The organism is Pseudoalteromonas sp. SG45-3, from assembly GCF_014164075.1.
Classification (GTDB): Bacteria; Pseudomonadota; Gammaproteobacteria; order Enterobacterales; family Alteromonadaceae; genus Pseudoalteromonas; species Pseudoalteromonas distincta.
Window position 1 is genome coordinate 15,546 of record NZ_JACJEN010000005.1, and the last position, 16,172, is coordinate 31,717.

Annotated in this window: 15 protein-coding genes; 9 read left to right on the forward strand and 6 right to left on the reverse strand. The window is 39.9% G+C overall.

Annotation, left to right across the window (positions count from 1 at the left end; translation table 11 throughout):
- Positions 1 to 4: 4 nt before the first annotated feature.
- Positions 5 to 1,096, reverse strand: a complete 1,092-nt coding sequence (locus tag H5126_RS07680; protein WP_182721109.1) for an aromatic ring-hydroxylating dioxygenase subunit alpha — start codon at positions 1,094 to 1,096, stop codon at positions 5 to 7.
- Positions 1,097 to 1,310: 214 nt separating this feature from the next.
- On the opposite strand from H5126_RS07680, the gene H5126_RS07685 reads away from it, so the two are divergent.
- A complete protein-coding gene (locus tag H5126_RS07685) occupies positions 1,311 to 2,027 on the forward strand; it encodes a GntR family transcriptional regulator (protein WP_182695750.1) in 717 nt (238 codons plus the stop codon).
- Positions 2,028 to 2,126: 99 nt separating this feature from the next.
- On the opposite strand, the gene H5126_RS07690 is transcribed toward H5126_RS07685, so the two are convergent.
- The 3 genes from H5126_RS07690 to H5126_RS07700 are packed head-to-tail and all read right to left on the reverse strand — an operon-like array spanning position 2,127 to position 4,704.
- Positions 2,127 to 3,317, reverse strand: a complete 1,191-nt coding sequence (locus tag H5126_RS07690) for an acetyl-CoA C-acetyltransferase (protein WP_182721108.1) — start codon at positions 3,315 to 3,317, stop codon at positions 2,127 to 2,129.
- Entirely contained in the window at positions 3,314 to 3,985 is a 672-nt protein-coding gene (locus H5126_RS07695; protein WP_182721107.1) for a 3-oxoacid CoA-transferase subunit B, read from the reverse strand. The genes H5126_RS07690 and H5126_RS07695 overlap by 4 nt, the downstream gene beginning before the upstream one ends.
- Positions 3,986 to 3,987: 2 nt before the next feature.
- On the reverse strand, positions 3,988 to 4,704 hold the full coding sequence (locus tag H5126_RS07700; RefSeq protein WP_182695752.1) for a CoA transferase subunit A: 717 nt from the start codon (positions 4,702 to 4,704) through the stop codon (positions 3,988 to 3,990).
- A 98-nt stretch (positions 4,705 to 4,802) separates the two neighbouring features.
- Between H5126_RS07700 and H5126_RS07705 the strand changes: the two genes are divergently transcribed.
- On the forward strand, positions 4,803 to 5,696 hold the full coding sequence (locus H5126_RS07705) for a LysR family transcriptional regulator (protein ID WP_182695753.1): 894 nt from the start codon (positions 4,803 to 4,805) through the stop codon (positions 5,694 to 5,696).
- A gap of 19 nt (positions 5,697 to 5,715) precedes the next feature.
- On the opposite strand, the gene H5126_RS07710 is transcribed toward H5126_RS07705, so the two are convergent.
- Positions 5,716 to 6,918, reverse strand: coding sequence for an MFS transporter (locus tag H5126_RS07710; RefSeq protein ID WP_154902995.1), 1,203 nt, complete (start codon positions 6,916 to 6,918; stop codon positions 5,716 to 5,718).
- A gap of 361 nt (positions 6,919 to 7,279) precedes the next feature.
- On the opposite strand from H5126_RS07710, the gene H5126_RS07715 reads away from it, so the two are divergent.
- Positions 7,280 to 9,796, forward strand: a complete 2,517-nt coding sequence (locus H5126_RS07715; protein ID WP_154902994.1) for a TonB-dependent receptor — start codon at positions 7,280 to 7,282, stop codon at positions 9,794 to 9,796.
- A gap of 13 nt (positions 9,797 to 9,809) precedes the next feature.
- Positions 9,810 to 10,799, forward strand: a complete 990-nt coding sequence (locus H5126_RS07720; protein WP_182721106.1) for an MBL fold metallo-hydrolase — start codon at positions 9,810 to 9,812, stop codon at positions 10,797 to 10,799.
- Between the two features lie 43 nt (positions 10,800 to 10,842).
- On the opposite strand, the gene H5126_RS07725 is transcribed toward H5126_RS07720, so the two are convergent.
- Positions 10,843 to 11,751 (reverse strand): LysR family transcriptional regulator, encoded by a 909-nt coding sequence (locus tag H5126_RS07725; protein ID WP_182721105.1) that lies wholly within the window; start codon positions 11,749 to 11,751, stop codon positions 10,843 to 10,845.
- 149 nt (positions 11,752 to 11,900) lie between these two features.
- Between H5126_RS07725 and H5126_RS07730 the strand changes: the two genes are divergently transcribed.
- From H5126_RS07730 to H5126_RS07750, 5 genes are read left to right on the forward strand one after another with little or no spacing between them, the layout of a single operon-like run.
- Entirely contained in the window at positions 11,901 to 12,890 is a 990-nt protein-coding gene (locus H5126_RS07730; protein WP_182716392.1) for a fumarylacetoacetate hydrolase family protein, read from the forward strand.
- Positions 12,883 to 13,671 (forward strand): cyclase family protein, encoded by a 789-nt coding sequence (locus H5126_RS07735; RefSeq protein ID WP_154902990.1) that lies wholly within the window; start codon positions 12,883 to 12,885, stop codon positions 13,669 to 13,671. The genes H5126_RS07730 and H5126_RS07735 overlap by 8 nt, the downstream gene beginning before the upstream one ends.
- Positions 13,672 to 13,706: 35 nt before the next feature.
- The gene (locus tag H5126_RS07740; RefSeq protein WP_154902989.1) at positions 13,707 to 14,867 is read left to right on the forward strand and encodes a S9 family peptidase; all 1,161 of its coding nucleotides are present in this window, start codon (positions 13,707 to 13,709) and stop codon (positions 14,865 to 14,867) included.
- Positions 14,868 to 14,877: 10 nt separating this feature from the next.
- Positions 14,878 to 15,813: a VOC family protein gene (locus H5126_RS07745; protein WP_154902988.1), complete on the forward strand. Its 936-nt coding sequence runs from the start codon at positions 14,878 to 14,880 to the stop codon at positions 15,811 to 15,813.
- A gap of 2 nt (positions 15,814 to 15,815) precedes the next feature.
- Positions 15,816 to 16,172, forward strand: a complete 357-nt coding sequence (locus H5126_RS07750; protein WP_182695759.1) for a Rieske (2Fe-2S) protein — start codon at positions 15,816 to 15,818, stop codon at positions 16,170 to 16,172.

Below are 16,172 nucleotides of genomic sequence, written 5' to 3' on the forward strand. Positions count from 1 at the left end.
TTTGTTAAAATGTTACTGATTGGAGCGGCAGCTCGTCTGTAGATATATTTTTCGCATTTATTTCTTTATCGATTAAACGCTCAATGATACGTCGCGACTGAACACCACCGGCATCTATATCAAGCTTTAAAAGATCAAATTGCGGGAAACTCTTCAGATTTTGCTGCTGACGTTCTAATACCTCTAAATCTTCTTGGAAAATACTGCCTTGCCCTTCTCTAATTTTATCAGTTAATGTAGCGTCTTGGGCATTAAAGTTACGTGCCATCCCCCAAAAGTACCACATCGTATTTTCAGTCTCAGGAGTAATAAAATCAACCACTGTACTGCTCGCTTTTTTATTCTTTGGTGCATCAAAACCACCATAACCAGCATGTGCTACACCCACATCAATCATTACATGTGATGGCGGCATAAAGCGACAAATTTGCCAACGGTCTACTGGTGTATCCGATGCAAGCCCATTACCCTCCAGAGCAGTTCGCCAAAATGGCGGTGCCATAATATTTTCCATATAACGGCGACAAAAAACTTTATCGCCTTCTACTTCAGTTTGCACCGGAGACTCATCAATTTCTTTTTGGCCTATACTACTAGCATGAACGTAGGTTTCATGTGTTAAGTCCATTAGATTATCGATCATTAAACGATAGTCGCATTTTATATGATACAACCCCCCCCCATAGGCCCAAGTATCATCTTCAGCCCAAGGTAAGTGTGGGATAAGATCTGTATTTGCAGCCTCTTTATCACCAGGCCAAACCCAGATAAAGCCAAAGCGCTCCTCAACTGCAAATGACTTCATACACGGAAATCTCTGCACACGTTGCAGCGGCATTTCTTTTGTTTTACCGTCCTCACCCATTTTTAGACCATGATAGCCGCATACAAGCAAGCCGTCCTCAACATATCCTAAAGATAAAGCTGCGCCACGGTGTGGACAAAAATCTAGCACCGCAGCTACTTTTCCATCCGCCTGACGATAAAAAGCAATACTTTGATCACACACTTTTCGGCCGAGTGGTTTATCGTGATTGATTTCATCACTCATTGCCGCCACATACCATGTATTTTTAATAAAGGTCTGCTTAGCCATACCTTGATCTCCTGTTGTGTTTTTGTTGTCATTGGATCCAATATAAACTAATAATCCAGATAAATAAAACAAACATGCGTAAATTGGATCCATATAATTTTCTTTTTTGCACTTTTAGTCACGCTTTAGTTGTAAATTCACACTATTTCAATGACTATATGCAGTGTAGATTCCTAATTGGATCCAGTTTAAAAAGTAATTGAGGTAATTTTTTATGACTAAGTCAGGCCAAAATGCAGTAACCACATTGCGACAAATGATTTTAACTGGAGCACTAAAAACCGGAGAAAGGCTCGTTGAAATTGCTACTTCTGAACGTCTAGGTGTTTCAAGAACGCCTGTAAGAATTGCATTTAGAACACTTGAACAAGAAGGTTTGTTGACCAAACTTCCTAGGCGTGGCTACGAAGTCCGCTCAGTTTCACCAATTGAAATTGAAGGCGCTATTGAAGTAAGAGGAGTATTAGAGGGCCTAGCTGCTCGACAAGCTGCTGAAAACGGCCTTAACGAAGAACAAAAACATGAAATACAATCCCTTCTTGCTTGTGGTGATTTATTATTTGAAGGGGCCGAACTAACTGAAGATGACTTAGCAACCTACCATGATATGAACCGCCGTTTTCATCTACTAATTATTGAAGCGTCGGGTAACTTGGCTATCCAGGCTGCACTATCTAAAAATGAGCACCTACCATTTGCCTCGGTAAGCGCGCTTGCCATCGACAAAAATAATATGCAAAAAGAGTTTAAACGCTTTGCATTTGCACATCAGCAACATCACCACGTATTTCATGCAATGCTTTCTCGCCAAGGTGCTCGTGCTGAAGGAATTATGCGTGAGCATGCACAAGCAACACTCGGTTACGATCGAAACTATCACCGAACAGAGCTTAAAAACAAACTCACAGTTATTTCGCACGCAAATAAATAACATGCACAGAAGTGTTACTCACTCTTACATATTGAGGGAGCCATATTCTATAAGATATAAAGCTTGCTAATGAAGGAGGCCTTTAAATATTAAAACTTATTAAGCCTTTGTGCGCTCACGCGAAACCAACATAGCAATGCCCATACCACCACCAATACAAAGTGTTGCTAACCCTTTTGTTTTATTAGCTCGCTGCATTTGATATATCAGCGAGACTAAAATACGACAACCTGAAGCTCCAATTGGATGACCAAGTGCAACCGCCCCTCCGTTAACATTTACTTTATTGCTATCTAGCCCCAGCGCAGTATTTACATACAAAGCTTGAGCCGAAAATGCCTCATTAGCTTCAATTAAATCAATCTCATGCACTTGCCAGCCCGCTTTTTTACACACAGCCTGCGTGGCCGCTATTGGGCCAGTGCCCATGTAAAGCGGCTCAACACCTTCGCAAGCGGTAGCTTCAATCACAGCTAAAATAGGTAAGTTTAACTTTTTTGCATACTCGTCTGTAGTAACCACCACCATCGCTGCGCCGTCGTTAATAGTCGAACTATTTCCAGCAGTAACTGAGCCACCTTTTTTGAACGCAGGCCTAAGCTTACTAAGGTTTATAATTTGTGTATCAGCTTTTACTGATTCATCAACATCAAAACTCTTGATATCGCCTCCACGTTTTGCAATATAAATAGGGGCAATTTCATCTTTGAATAAACCACTGCTAATAGCATTTGCTGCTTTTTGCTGTGAATGAACTGCAAATTCATCTTGTTCCGCTCTAGAAACAGCAAATTTTTCAGCTATATTTTCAGCTGTAATTCCCATATGTATATTTTCGCGACTATCCCACAAACCATCTTTTATCAGGCTATCAACCAAAGATAAGTCACCTAATTTTTTAGGTACTCTATTATTGGGTAATACGTGCGCCGCCTGAGACATACTTTCTTGCCCACCAGCAACCACCATTTTAGCATCACCGCAAAGAACTGATTGCGCAGCCAATTGCACCGCTTTTAGTCCTGAGCCACATACGTGATTAATAGTAAAAGCAGACACATTAATAGGTAGTCCGGCATTAAGTGCTGTCTGCCTTGCTGGATTTTGGCCACAACCAGCTGTTAGCACCTGCCCTAAAATCACCTCCTCAATGTGTGGCTTTACTTGCGGTGTTTCATCAAGAACGGTTTTAAGTAACTGACTACCTATTTCAATAGCTGATAGGCTTGATAAACTTTGTCCAAAACCACCAATTGCGGTTCTTTTTGCAGCAACAATAACAGCCTTCATGCTACCACCTCGGGCAAGTCCATTTCGGGTACATGCTCAGGAATAACAAGCTCACCTGCTGTTAACCGTTGAATATCTTCTACCGAGACATTCGGCGCCCTTTCTAACAAATGAAATTTACCGTCTTTAATTTCTATAAAAGCTAAATCAGTTAATACTTTTTTAATACAGCCCTTACCAGTTAGTGGCAGTGTACAATTTGCTAATAACTTTGATTCACCATGCTTTGATGCATGGGTCATAGTGACAATAATGTTATCGGCACCCGCCACTAAGTCCATAGCACCTCCCATTCCTTTAATTAACTTCCCGGGGATCATGTAAGACGCAATATTACCATTCACATCTACTTCAAAGGCACCTAATACGGTTAAATCAACATGACCGCCACGGATCATGGCAAACGACTCTGCACTATCAAAAACAGAGGCGCCGGTTGCCATAGTCACCGTTTGTTTGCCGGCATTAATTAAATCAGCATCAATTTCTTGCTCTGTTGGAAATTGACCCATGCCTAATAAGCCATTTTCAGATTGAAGCATTACTTCAATACCTTCAGGGACATAGTTAGCAACAAGCGTCGGAATACCAATGCCTAAGTTAACGTAATATCCATCTTGTAGTTCTTGCGCAACACGCATTGCTAATTGCTCTCGGGATAAAGCCATTTTTACACTCCTAAAACTTGTGAAGCACGAGTTGTGCGTTGTTCTATACGTTTTTCAAATGAACCTTTAATAACCCGATCCACATATATCCCAGGGGTATGAATTTCATCGGGATCTAATTGCCCTGCTTCAACAATTTCTTCAACTTCAACAACCGTAACTGTGCCAGCTGTTGCAACTAAAGGATTAAAATTACGTGCTGTTTTTCGATAAACTAAATTACCATATGTATCAGCTTTCCAAGCTTTAACAATGGCAAAATCACCTTTAATCGACTCTTCTAAGATGTAAGTTTTACCATTAAAGTTACGTTCTTCTTTTCCTTGTGCAACTGGAGTTCCATAACCCGTTGCGGTGAAAAAGGCAGGAATACCGGCACCACCGGCACGCATTTTTTCGGCTAATGTACCTTGAGGTGTCAATTCAACATCCAGTTCACCAGACATCATTTGTCGCTCAAACTCTGCATTTTCACCAACATAAGACGCAATGATCTTTTTGATTTGTCGTTTTGCTAGCAGCAACCCTAAACCAAAGTCATCAACACCACAGTTATTCGACACAAGCGTTAACCCCTTAGTACCTTTTTTTTGTATTTCCTTAATTAAATTCTCTGGTATACCGCATAAGCCAAAGCCACCAGCTAAAACGGTCATACCGTCTTCAAGTCCTTCAAGCGCTTGAGAATACGTAATTACTACTTTATTAAATCCAGCCATTGTTTAAGTCCAAATTAAGAATGTGTTTATTAGTTTGACAACAAAGCAAGATATAGTTAATTTTATAATTATGTTTTATTAATTAGTTTTTCTTATAAATGAATATAAAACAATTGAAGGCATTTACGCAGGTGGCTTCCAGCCTAAGTTTTGTAGAAGCCGCAGCTAAATTACACTTATCGCAACCCGCGCTTAGTTTAAGTATCAAAAATTTAGAAGAGAGCTTGGGCGGTAAATTATTAACTCGCACAACACGTACATTAGTACTCACCCAAGAAGGTAAAGCATTTTTACCTGTCGCTAAAAACTTATTAAACCAAATAGACGCAGCAGAACGAGAGATGAAAAAGCGATTTGCACTGGATCTTGGGCATACATCTATCGCAGCCATGCCCTCTTTTGCCAGTTCAATTTTGCCAAAAATAATTAAGCGTTTTCATACAAAGTACCCAAACATAAAACTCTCAGTGGACGATGTGTTATCTGATACGGTTATTGACTTGGTAAATGCTGACTTGGTGGAACTCGGTATTTCATTTGAGCCTAAACATAATGGTGACTTAGTATTTCATCCGCTGTATAACGATCAATTTATTGTGGTTTTACCTAAATTTCATCCGCTTGCTAAGTGCCATAGTATTAGTTGGTCGGAGCTACTAAAGTTTGAGTTAATTACTCTGCAAAGTCCCTCTTCTGTCAGAGGGCTAATTGAAGACACTCTCTCGCAGCATAACATTGCACTCAACCCTGCATTTGATGCGCACCAGTTAGCGACTGTTATAAGGATGGTGAGTAATAATTTAGGAGTGGCTGTTGTACCTGCACTTTGCAAAGAGCAAGCATTAGAAGCAGGCGTAATATGCAGAGAAATAAATTCCCCTATTATTGCAAGACGTGTAGGCGTTATTTCTAAACCTATCACGTCTTTATCTATCGCGGCTAAATCAATGCTTGAAACAATTAAGCTCTATTCATTGGAGTTAAGAGATTGAATTTAGGCCCATTGAATGTTCAAACAGGTGCCTTATTTGTATCATCACACTTTAAATCTCTTGCACCTTTACTTTTTAGTGCAGCGACCAGCGATGCAATTGCACAACAAATAGCAATTAGCACAAGCACAGCACTCAAAGAGTCCAATGTTTTTTGAAGTAAAGTTACAACAATAGGTGCTGTAAACTGACCTAAAAAGAACATACCCGTCCACATCCCAGTTCCTTTACCACGTACATTTTCAGGGAGTAGCTTTAATACCCATGTTAAAGTCGTTGGTAATAAAGAGCCAAAACCCAAGCAACCAATAAAAATAGCTATTGATGAAATTACAATTGAAGAAGACACTGCTGTTGCAAAGTAACCAAAGGCACTTAAACCAAAACCAACACATAATAAAAGTGGCCCTGAGATATGCTTAATTTTTCCGTAACAAAATGCACCTAATGCAACACCTATATTTGCTAAAGCTCCTATTCCGCCAATAATAGCGGGCGTCACTGCCTGACTAATCGACAGTACTTCACCTAGTTTTACAATCATAGAATAAAAAATAATACCAACAAATAGTGTTATAAATAATAGAGGCAGTACTTTTTTTACAGGGAATCCCGTGAGTTGTTTGTCCTCATTTGCTCTTACTTTAGGTTCAAATAAGTTTAAAGCAACCAGCAAAGCAACAGGCAAGGCAAGTAAGTATAAAACAAATGGGCCTCTTGAACCCAATACTTCACCCAACATACCGCCAAGTGCAATGAGAAAAATAGCACTTAAGCTCACTGACGCTATTTGTATAGAAATCCATTTTTGTCTTTCTTTTCCTATGAAGTAGTCAGCAATTAATGCGGTAGCAATTGTCATAATAACCGCTTCTGTAATACCTAAAAAAATACGAGATACTATTATATGAGATAAACTTTCCAAGAAATAAGGTAATACCCCAACAGCGCTGTATATTAACAGAGCAAAAATAAGGAGCGACTTCCTGCCAAACTTATCAGAAAGAGAACCCGCAATTGGAGAGAATACAGCAACACAGAGTGCAGGAATAGTCATAGCAATAGGCACTAAAACCTCATAACCACTAATATGCTTAAACTCTTCAAGTAACATAGGCAGCACAGGAACAAGGGAGATGACTGCCATAACAGGCATAATAGCCGCTAAAATTAAAATAATACCGTGTTTAGTAGAAGCCACAGTGGGCGAGATAGTATTCATAAAAACTTCCTTTAATTATTGTGTGTTTTGCTTAGTGTGTTGTCGGGTCATTAAATACAAACCCGAAGGCTCCACTATGTGTTGAAAGTTTCCAATTGTAGAATTTAATATTTAGATAGAATGTATCACGTAAATAAATAGTTAATTGCAATTACCTTTTTTATCACCTTTCCTCGCTAGAGTGCCTAGTTCTCTCATGTATCTATGAAATAGGTAACTTCAATCATAAAAATCAATTAACTTGATATGCAGTTTTTACTTTATCTTTACTTTTGCGTTGCACACACATCGCAATCTCGTCACTTGTATTAACAAGTTATTAGTAAAACGCTTTTACACACACAATTATAAGGATAGAACTATGAACAAATCGTATTTACGTTCATGTATTCTGACTGCATGTTTAGCACCTTTAGCTATTTCGGCTCAAACTGCCGAAAAAACTACAGAACCTAAAGCAGATAGTGGTATTGAGTTAATAACGGTTACAGCACTTAGAAAAACAGAAAGTTTACAAGATGTGGCTGTACCTATTGATGCCGCAACAGGTAAAGAACTATCACGCATCGGTGTTACCGATGCAACAGGGCTTAATAAAATATCACCTGCACTCAATGTTGTCTCTGGTGGCGGCTCTAATACTGTATTTTTTGTCAGAGGCGTTGGTAACTTTGCTGTAAATGCATACACAGATGCTGCTTTAGCATTTAACGTAGACGGTGTATTTTTAGGGCGCCCAACAGCCACAACGGCATCATTTTTAGATGTAGAACGTATAGAGGTTTTAAAGGGACCTCAGGGCACTCTTTATGGCCGAAATGCAACAGCGGGTGCGATCAATGTTATTTCAACAAAACCTGAACTTGGTGAGACATTTGGCAATATTTCTATTGGTGCTGCTAACTATGGAACAATAACAGCTTCTGGTGCTGTCAATTTACCAATAAGCGATGACTGGGCAGCTCGTTTTGCGATTGGCAAAACTAAAAATGACGGCTACAACGATGATGGTACAGCGGCAACAGATGATACCGCATTCCGCGCACGTTTATTTGGTGAGTTTTCAGAAGATGTAAACCTTACCGTCACTGCAGATTACTCAACAACAAAAGGCAATGGTAATTCACCTTCATTTGAAGGTAGTTACGGATTCCCACTCCAAGGAAGTAATAACCACCCAAAAAATATTCCAGGTTACAACTTCAATCCTGCTCCAGATAACGTATCAGCTCCTCATACAGGCCCAGGTACACCAGCTGCAGTTGAATACTACACAGGCCAAATAACCTCGCCAGCATTTACTTCTATCACTCCCCTATATGACCCTTATATAGACAACGAGTATATGGGGGTGTCGGCAGAGTTAAACGTTGCAACATCATTGGGTGATCTAACAATTATTCCGGCTTATAGAGAGAATACGGTTGACGTTTTATTTAATAATCCCGCTTTCCAAGCAGCTATTAATCAAGAAAACCACCAGCAATCTAGTTTAGAAGCTCGTTTCTCTACAACCGTAGGGGCGCTTGATTTAATTATGGGTGGCTTTTACTTTGATGAAAAAGTTGATGGTCTAGCCTCATTTAACCAATACAGCTTGCAATCAACGCAAGATATTGAAAACTCCAGTACAAAGTCAACCGCGTTTTTTGTTCATGGTAAATATCACATCTCTGATGATCTTAGACTCGTTGGTGCTGTGCGTTGGACCAAAGATAAAAAAGAATTTAAGGGACAAGCGGATGTATTTCTAAATTTATGTATTAGAGATTTACCAGCCTACCCTGGCGGACCAGAAATCCCTAATTGTGACGGTGCGCCAGTTATTCCTGTTGGTGCAACTGTTGCAGAAACAATTGCATCTATTGATCCAGCGGATTTGCCAGAAGGAGCTCCTATAGCTAATCGAGGTCCTGTTCCGTATGGCCAAATTCCGTTGTTTCCTGGTGCGCCAGATAACCTGCGTGCAAACTTGCTTTTCATTAACCAAACACAAATTGACCGTGTTCAAGAAAATGACGAAATAACGTATCGAGCAGCAATAGAATACGATATTGCTGATAGTAATTTACTCTACACTAGTTACGAAACAGGCTATCGTTCAGGAGGGTTTAGTCCAACAGCAGGTCGTGAAGAGTTTTTACCTGAGTATATAAATGCATGGACATTTGGTTCTAAAAATAGATTTTTAGATAATTATTTACAAATCAATGCTGAGGCATTTATTTGGGATTATGAAGATCAACAGGCAAGTCACTTTGGTATTGATGGTAATGGTAATTCTGCATTCTTTACTGAAAATATAGGTCAATCAAGTATTAAAGGCGTTGAAGTTGATATTCTTTATCAACTGACTGAAGCAACACGAATCAAAGGTAATATTCAATACCTAAAAAATGAGATTGAAGAGTTTAGTTACCTTCAAAAAACGCCAGACGAAGCTGTAAATGTTGTGACTGGTTGTGACACAACGGTAATAAGCATGACTGATGGGGAGCCCACATATAATGTCAACTGTTCAGGTAAGGAAGGCAGAAACTCGCCATCACTTTCTTTAACTGCAAGTATTAACCATTACTTAGAGTTTAATAATGGTTATTCGGCATCGGTGTCTTTTGATGCTCGTTACCGCGACGAACGTTGGGTTGGCTTTGACTTCTTACCATCACAGCGTGCTGAAGATGTTATTACCTTAGACACTTCTATGCAATTATTTTCAGCAAATGATAAGTGGTCAATTCTCGCATATGTGAGAAACATAACTGACGAAGAGATAAAAGCAACATCACAGTTATTTGCAAATGGTGGCAACACCATGGTGTCAACCTATGAAAAACCAAGAACATACGGCATTACATTTAAATATGACTTCTATTAAGAGAGCACACACAATGAAAAAAAGTAGTATTTTATTTAATTTATTTCTATCTATAGGCTGTTTAGCATTTACGTTTAACGGTAACGCAAGCGAAACAAAAAATGAGTGGATAACTCTAGGTACGATGGCAGGCCCTATTCCTAATGCAAAACACTCTCAACCAGCTAATGCGATGCTTGTTAATGGTAATACCTATTTAGTAGATGCGGGTGATGGAACTGCAGGGCAATTAGCAAAAGCAGGACTTAATATAAAGGATGTGGATGCTATATTTTTAAGTCACCTTCACTTTGATCACACAGGTGGTTTGCCTGCAATTATTAGTTTAAGGTGGCAAACAAGTGCTAATAATGAGCTTGTTATATATGGCCCGCCAGGTACTCAGCAAACCGTTGATGGTATTTTTAAATACATGACTTACGGTGCATTAGGTCATTATGGTGTTCCTGGTCAAGTTCCAGCTCCTGCAAATAACAATATTAAAGTAATTGAGGTTCAAGATGGCTCAGATATTAAATTTGATGACTTTACCCTAAATGTAATTAGAAACACTCATTATAGCTGGCCAAAAGGCAGTGACGAGTGGAACAAGTTTCAAGCTTTATCGTTTAAGTTTACACTGGATGATGGTTATACTGCTGTTTACACTGGTGACACGGGCCCTAGTAAGGCCGTAGAAAAACTCGCAAACGGCGTTGATTTATTAGTTAGTGAGATGATGGATATTGATCATACCGTTAATCAAATTAAGAAAACGAATCCTCGTATGCCAGAGAAAAAATTTAAAGGTATTCATAGGCACCTTTCAAAGCATCACTTATCTCCTCAGCAGGTCGGTGAGCTGGCTAAAGCAGCAGACGTAAAAAAACTCGTCATTACTCATATGGCGCCAGGGTTAGATACTCCAGAGGAAATCGACTTTTATACCAAGCAAGTGCAAGGTGAATACAAAGGGACGATATCAATAGCTCAAGATTTGAATCGGTATGAATTAAAGCACTGACCTAATTATATAAAACTATAAGTCGCCTATTAAGGCGACTTTTTTATAAGTTTTGTGCAGTAGAAATTACTTTTTCTCTTAACCACCGGTGTATAGGGTCGTTATCAAGTGTAGGGTGCCACATCATTGATTCAACTAAAAGGGGTGTATCAAAGGGAAATGAAACGACCTTTAAACCATGCTTTTGTGCGTGTATATTGGCAAACTTTTTGGGTAAAATAGCTACGCGTTGAGTCCCCTTCAAAGTATAAATCATAGTAGAAAAGTCATTTGTAATAATATCAACTTTTCGACTTCCTCCCATCGTCTCCGTTAACCATGTTTCAATACTTAAATGACTTGTTCGTGCAAAACCTACCGACACATGCCCCATACTGCCAACTTGTTCAGCTGAAATTACATCACCAGCAACTAACTTGTTATCCATATCGACTACACATGCAAGTTCATCAACCATAAGTAATGAACTAGGGTAACCATCAAGCATTACCGATTCCGGTGCTATAAATAAATCGGCTCCTCCTTTGGTAAGTATATTAACTTCATGCGAAAACGGCGATAAAAACTCAAACGTCAATAATGGAGCTAACGTAGCAAGCTCGGTTAAAATACTAGAAAACAGAACTTGAATAACATAATCCGATGCAACAATTTTGAAATGACGTTCACTTTTTAATGGATCATTAAATCGCTTACCAATAATCCCGCCTCTAATGGTTGTCAGTACTTCAGTAATTGGTACTTGAACTTCAAGCGCAAAAGGGGTCGGTTGCATAGTTTTACCAACTTGCACCAACAAGTCATCCTCGAAAAAGGCACGTGCTCTACCCAAAATACTGCTCATAGCAGACTGCGATAAATGCAGTCTCTTAGCGCTTTTGGTTATGTTTTTTTCTTCTAGTAAAACATCTAATGCAACCAGTAAATTTAAATCTAAATGCTCAAATCTCATAACATTGGTCCACTGCTGATTTTTAAATTTTGATTATTTTTAAGTATTAAAATTATTGATACAACCTATCTAAACATTCAATTTCATCAATTACAAATGAAGTATTAATATAACTTAAACCAAAGTTTAACAACATCTGCGGACACACAATGAAATTTGCAACAATTAATAATTCAAAACCAGATGGTCAGCTTGTATTAGTCTCTAAGGATCTAACTGACTACGTAGACATTAGCGACCTAGCCGGCACGCTCCAAGAGGCACTAGATTTATGGCCTGCTATACAAGATAAGCTTTTACTTCGCTACGAGGCACTTAACGCACTTGAGCTAACAGGCATTAATAAAGTGTGTAACACTCAACTAATGGCCCCTTTACCACGTAGTTGGCAATGGTTAGACGGTTCACTTTTTTTAAATCATGGCGTGTTGATGCAGCAAGCATTTCATCTGGACCCAATCGAAGATGCTGATATTTATCCACTTGTTTATCAAGGTGCTGGCGATAGCTTTCTTAGCGCTAATGATAAAATTGCAGCTCCAAGTAACGAAGTTGGTCTTGATTTTGAGGGCGAATTTGGCGTGATGGTCGGTGACATCCCAATGGGGAGTAGTCCAGAGTTTGCACTTGAGAAAATACGTCTAATAGTCATGCTTAACGACATCAGCTATCGCGCACTCGGGCCAAGAGAAATGAAAACAGGTTTTGGCTTTGTACAAGCTAAAGGCCCTACCAGCTTCGCACCATTTGCTATTACCCCTGATGAGCTTGGTGAAAACTGGCGCAATGGTCGTATTTCACTGCCACTAGAAGTTTACCGTAACGACAAATGGTTTGGTGCGCCTGATGGCACAGAGATGTTTTTTGGTTTTCATGAATTAATTGCCCATGTCGCTAAAACTCGCCCTATTAAAGCGGGCACCGTGTTTGGCTCAGGTACTGTTTCTAACGCAGATATTAGTAAAGGACAAGCCTGTATCTCAGAGCTACGTGCTAAGGAAATGATTGCCACAGGCAAACCACAAACAGACTTTTTACAATCTGGCGAAACAGTTCATATGCGAGTACTAGATTCGCAGGGCAAGTCAATATTTGGAGATATAAAACAAGAAGCCATAATGGAGAATACACATGTTTAATCCATCACAATACACATTAATCGATTTATCGGTAACGCTTGAGAATAACCCCTATACCGATCCACCGCCATTATTACCAAAAATCGAGTATACCGACCACCAACAAGGTTGGCCAGAAATGTCATCAATGTTCCCTGGTTTAAAAAAAGATCAACTCCCAGGAAATGAATCGTGGGCGGCTGAACGTTTAGAGATCACCACTCATAGTGGCACTCACATGGACGCACCATGGCACTATGCCTCTACCACAGATGGTGGAAAACCAGCCTTTGGTATTGATGAGTTGCCCTTGGAGTGGTGTTTTCAACGCGGTGTTAAATTAGATTTTAGAGATTTCCCTGATGGTTATGTAATTACTGCCCTAGACGTTGAAAAAGAGCTAGCCCGAATTAATCACACCTTATCGCCGTTAGACATCGTTTTAGTCAATACCCGTGCAGGCTCTGTTTACGGTAAGCCTGGTTACCTTGATGCTGGTGTTGGTATGGGCCGCGAAGCCACCTTGTATCTTTTAGAGCGCGGTATAAAAGTTGTGGGTACCGACGCTTGGAGCTGGGATGCTCCTTTTAAATTCACTAAACAACGTTTCGAAGAAAGCGGCGACCCATCAATCATTTGGGAAGGCCATAAAGCGGGTCGCGACATTGGTTATGGGCAAATGGAAAAGCTAGCAAACTTAGCATCACTACCAAGTAGTGGTTTTTTAGTTTCATGTTTTCCTTACAAAATTAAACATGCCTCAGCAGGTTTTGTCAGAGCTGTCGCATTTCTAGAAAAGTAGTTGAGCACAACACATTAATTTATTAAGAGGTTATTATGTTTAAGTATTTCCCGACGAATTATGTATGGAATTTATCAGTAAATTTAGCTATCGAAATGGGCGCTCGCATTGGCGAAATCGAAGAAATGTGTGGCCCTTTACAAGAGGCTGCAAAATCACCAGATAAAGAAGGCGTTCAAGCATTTAGAGACACGTGGGCTAAAATGGCCGATAAACTATGTGGTCTTGCTGAAGAAGATCTAGAACGTGGCAGACTACTTTCTGCAGGGTACAAATATAATCGCGCTGCAACCTACCTTATAACCTGTGAACGCATTCAAGCACATGGCGCCTCGGGAAGAACAGAGCTGTATAAACGTTCACTTTCGCTTTTTCAAAAATCAATCGAACTGGGTCACGAAAACTGTGAACGCGTGGAAATTCCTTATGAAGGCAAACACCTTAGTGCTCTTTATGTCAAAGCCAAAGGCGTTAAAGGCCCTGCCCCTATTCTTATACAAATAAACGGCCTAGATTCATCAAAGGAAATGAAATATCGCGTTGGTTTACCACAATGGTTAGCAGAACGTGGCGTTTCATCACTTGTTTTAGATCAACCAGGTACAGGTGAAGCGTTAAAGCTACAAGACTTCCATGCTCGTTTTGACACTGAGCATTGGGCAAGTGTTGTTGTTGATTGGTTAGAACAACATGATGAAGTAGATAGCAAGCTAATTGGCATGGAAGGTGTCTCTTTAGGTGGCTATTACTGCCCTCGTGCGGTAGCGAATGAACCGAGACTTGCCCTAGGCTGTGTATGGGGTGCAAACCACGATTGGCGTGACGTTCAAAAACGTCGCTTAGAAAAAGAAGGTGACTTCCCCGTACCTCATTACTGGGCACATGTGCAATGGGTTTGGGGTGCAAAAAATATGGATGATTTCATGGAAATTGCTGAAAACGTCCACCTTGATGGTCAAATTGAAAAAATTAAAGTGCCATTTTTAGTCACTCACGGCGCTAAAGATTCGCAAATTCCACTTAAATGGGCCGAGCGCACCTTTGAGCAACTAGTCAATAGCCCTAAGCGTGAGCTAAAAATCTTTACAGAACGAGAAGGTGGTGTACAGCACTCTAGCTTCGACAACAGTTCAAACGCGGGTCAGTACATAGCTGATTGGGTAGCTGAAACATTTAACGAATTAAAAAAACAATAAGGATCACACCATGAATATTATTGGCCCCGATACGCTTGTTTTTGGTGTTGAAGACACCGAGAGTTGTAAGCAGTTCGCACTAGATTATGGCTTAACACAAAAAACTGAAACACGATTTGTTGCTCTTGATGGCACAGGTATTGAGATTAAAAAAGCAGATGACAGCTCATTACCGAATCCTCTTGCTACTGGTTCAATGCTGCGTAAAACAATTTACGGTGTAAAAGATCAGCATACAATAGATGCTTTAAAAACAGAGCTTGAAAAAGACCGAACAGTAACAACTTTAGACGATGGCAGTATCGAATCTGTTGACGATTTAGGGTTTGTTATTGGTTTTCAAGTGACCATACGGCAATCGCTTGAGAATCTACCAGCAGAAAAAGTCAACGCGCCAGGGTGTGAAAACAACCGTGCTGTAAACAATATTGGTATTAATACAGACTTCAAGGCAAAGCCTCGTAGCCTTTCTCATGTTGTGTATTTTGTACCGGATGCCGTTAAAGCTGAAGCTTTTTACGCACAGCGTTTAGGCTTTATTACAACGGATCGTTTTACCCATGTAGGTCCTTTTATGCGCCCTGCCGGTACCAACGATCACCACACATTATTTTTTATAAATACCCCGCCACACATGCAAGGTATTGAGCATTTCACTTTTCATATGAGCGGACCAACAGAAGTTTCTCAGGCAGGTACTGCCTTAGTTAATAAAGGCTATCAAAGCTTTTGGGGGCCAGGTCGTCATATATTCGGATCAAACTGGTTTTGGTACTTCAAAAGTCCGTTTGGCTGCAACATTGAATATGATGCTGATATGGATTTACACGATGATGAATGGACTGCACGAGAAGCAATGCCGGGTGCTGATAATTCACAAGCTTTCTTGCTTCAGTACCGCGAAAAGTGGGCACCAATGGGCCCACCTCCCGGTAAACCAGAGTAATCATGAGTAAAGTATTTATCGCCTATAAAAGCGATATTACAGAGGGTCAAGCTAAAGGCTTTGACCCTCTTAATCAAGGGCGCGACAGCCTCTTTATAGTTCATAAAAATGGGGAGTATTATGGCTATAAAGATATCTGTCCTCACTACGGTGATACCACATTACCTTGGAAAAAAGATAAATACTTAGATTCAAAAAGTGATCAAATAGTCTGTGCTGCTCACGGCGCTTTATTCGAAATTAGCACTGGTATTTGCACACAAGGGCCATGTAAAAATCAGGCCTTAACAAACATTGAATTAGATATTCACCAACACAATGAAATTTGGGTGGATATAACAACAATAAAGGAGTTCTAA

Excerpts from the sequence above, each read along its gene's own strand:
- H5126_RS07680 (WP_182721109.1), bottom strand. The coding sequence starts at position 1,096 with ATGGCTAAGCAGACCTTTATTAAAAATACATGGTATGTGGCGGCAATG.
- H5126_RS07685 (WP_182695750.1), top strand. The coding sequence starts at position 1,311 with ATGACTAAGTCAGGCCAAAATGCAGTAACCACATTGCGACAAATGATT.
- H5126_RS07690 (WP_182721108.1), bottom strand. The coding sequence starts at position 3,317 with ATGAAGGCTGTTATTGTTGCTGCAAAAAGAACCGCAATTGGTGGTTTT.
- H5126_RS07695 (WP_182721107.1), bottom strand. The coding sequence starts at position 3,985 with ATGGCTTTATCCCGAGAGCAATTAGCAATGCGTGTTGCGCAAGAACTA.
- H5126_RS07700 (WP_182695752.1), bottom strand. The coding sequence starts at position 4,704 with ATGGCTGGATTTAATAAAGTAGTAATTACGTATTCTCAAGCGCTTGAA.
- H5126_RS07705 (WP_182695753.1), top strand. The coding sequence starts at position 4,803 with ATGAATATAAAACAATTGAAGGCATTTACGCAGGTGGCTTCCAGCCTA.
- H5126_RS07710 (WP_154902995.1), bottom strand. The coding sequence starts at position 6,918 with ATGAATACTATCTCGCCCACTGTGGCTTCTACTAAACACGGTATTATT.
- H5126_RS07715 (WP_154902994.1), top strand. The coding sequence starts at position 7,280 with ATGAACAAATCGTATTTACGTTCATGTATTCTGACTGCATGTTTAGCA.
- H5126_RS07720 (WP_182721106.1), top strand. The coding sequence starts at position 9,810 with ATGAAAAAAAGTAGTATTTTATTTAATTTATTTCTATCTATAGGCTGT.
- H5126_RS07725 (WP_182721105.1), bottom strand. The coding sequence starts at position 11,751 with ATGAGATTTGAGCATTTAGATTTAAATTTACTGGTTGCATTAGATGTT.
- H5126_RS07730 (WP_182716392.1), top strand. The coding sequence starts at position 11,901 with ATGAAATTTGCAACAATTAATAATTCAAAACCAGATGGTCAGCTTGTA.
- H5126_RS07735 (WP_154902990.1), top strand. The coding sequence starts at position 12,883 with ATGTTTAATCCATCACAATACACATTAATCGATTTATCGGTAACGCTT.
- H5126_RS07740 (WP_154902989.1), top strand. The coding sequence starts at position 13,707 with ATGTTTAAGTATTTCCCGACGAATTATGTATGGAATTTATCAGTAAAT.
- H5126_RS07745 (WP_154902988.1), top strand. The coding sequence starts at position 14,878 with ATGAATATTATTGGCCCCGATACGCTTGTTTTTGGTGTTGAAGACACC.
- H5126_RS07750 (WP_182695759.1), top strand. The coding sequence starts at position 15,816 with ATGAGTAAAGTATTTATCGCCTATAAAAGCGATATTACAGAGGGTCAA.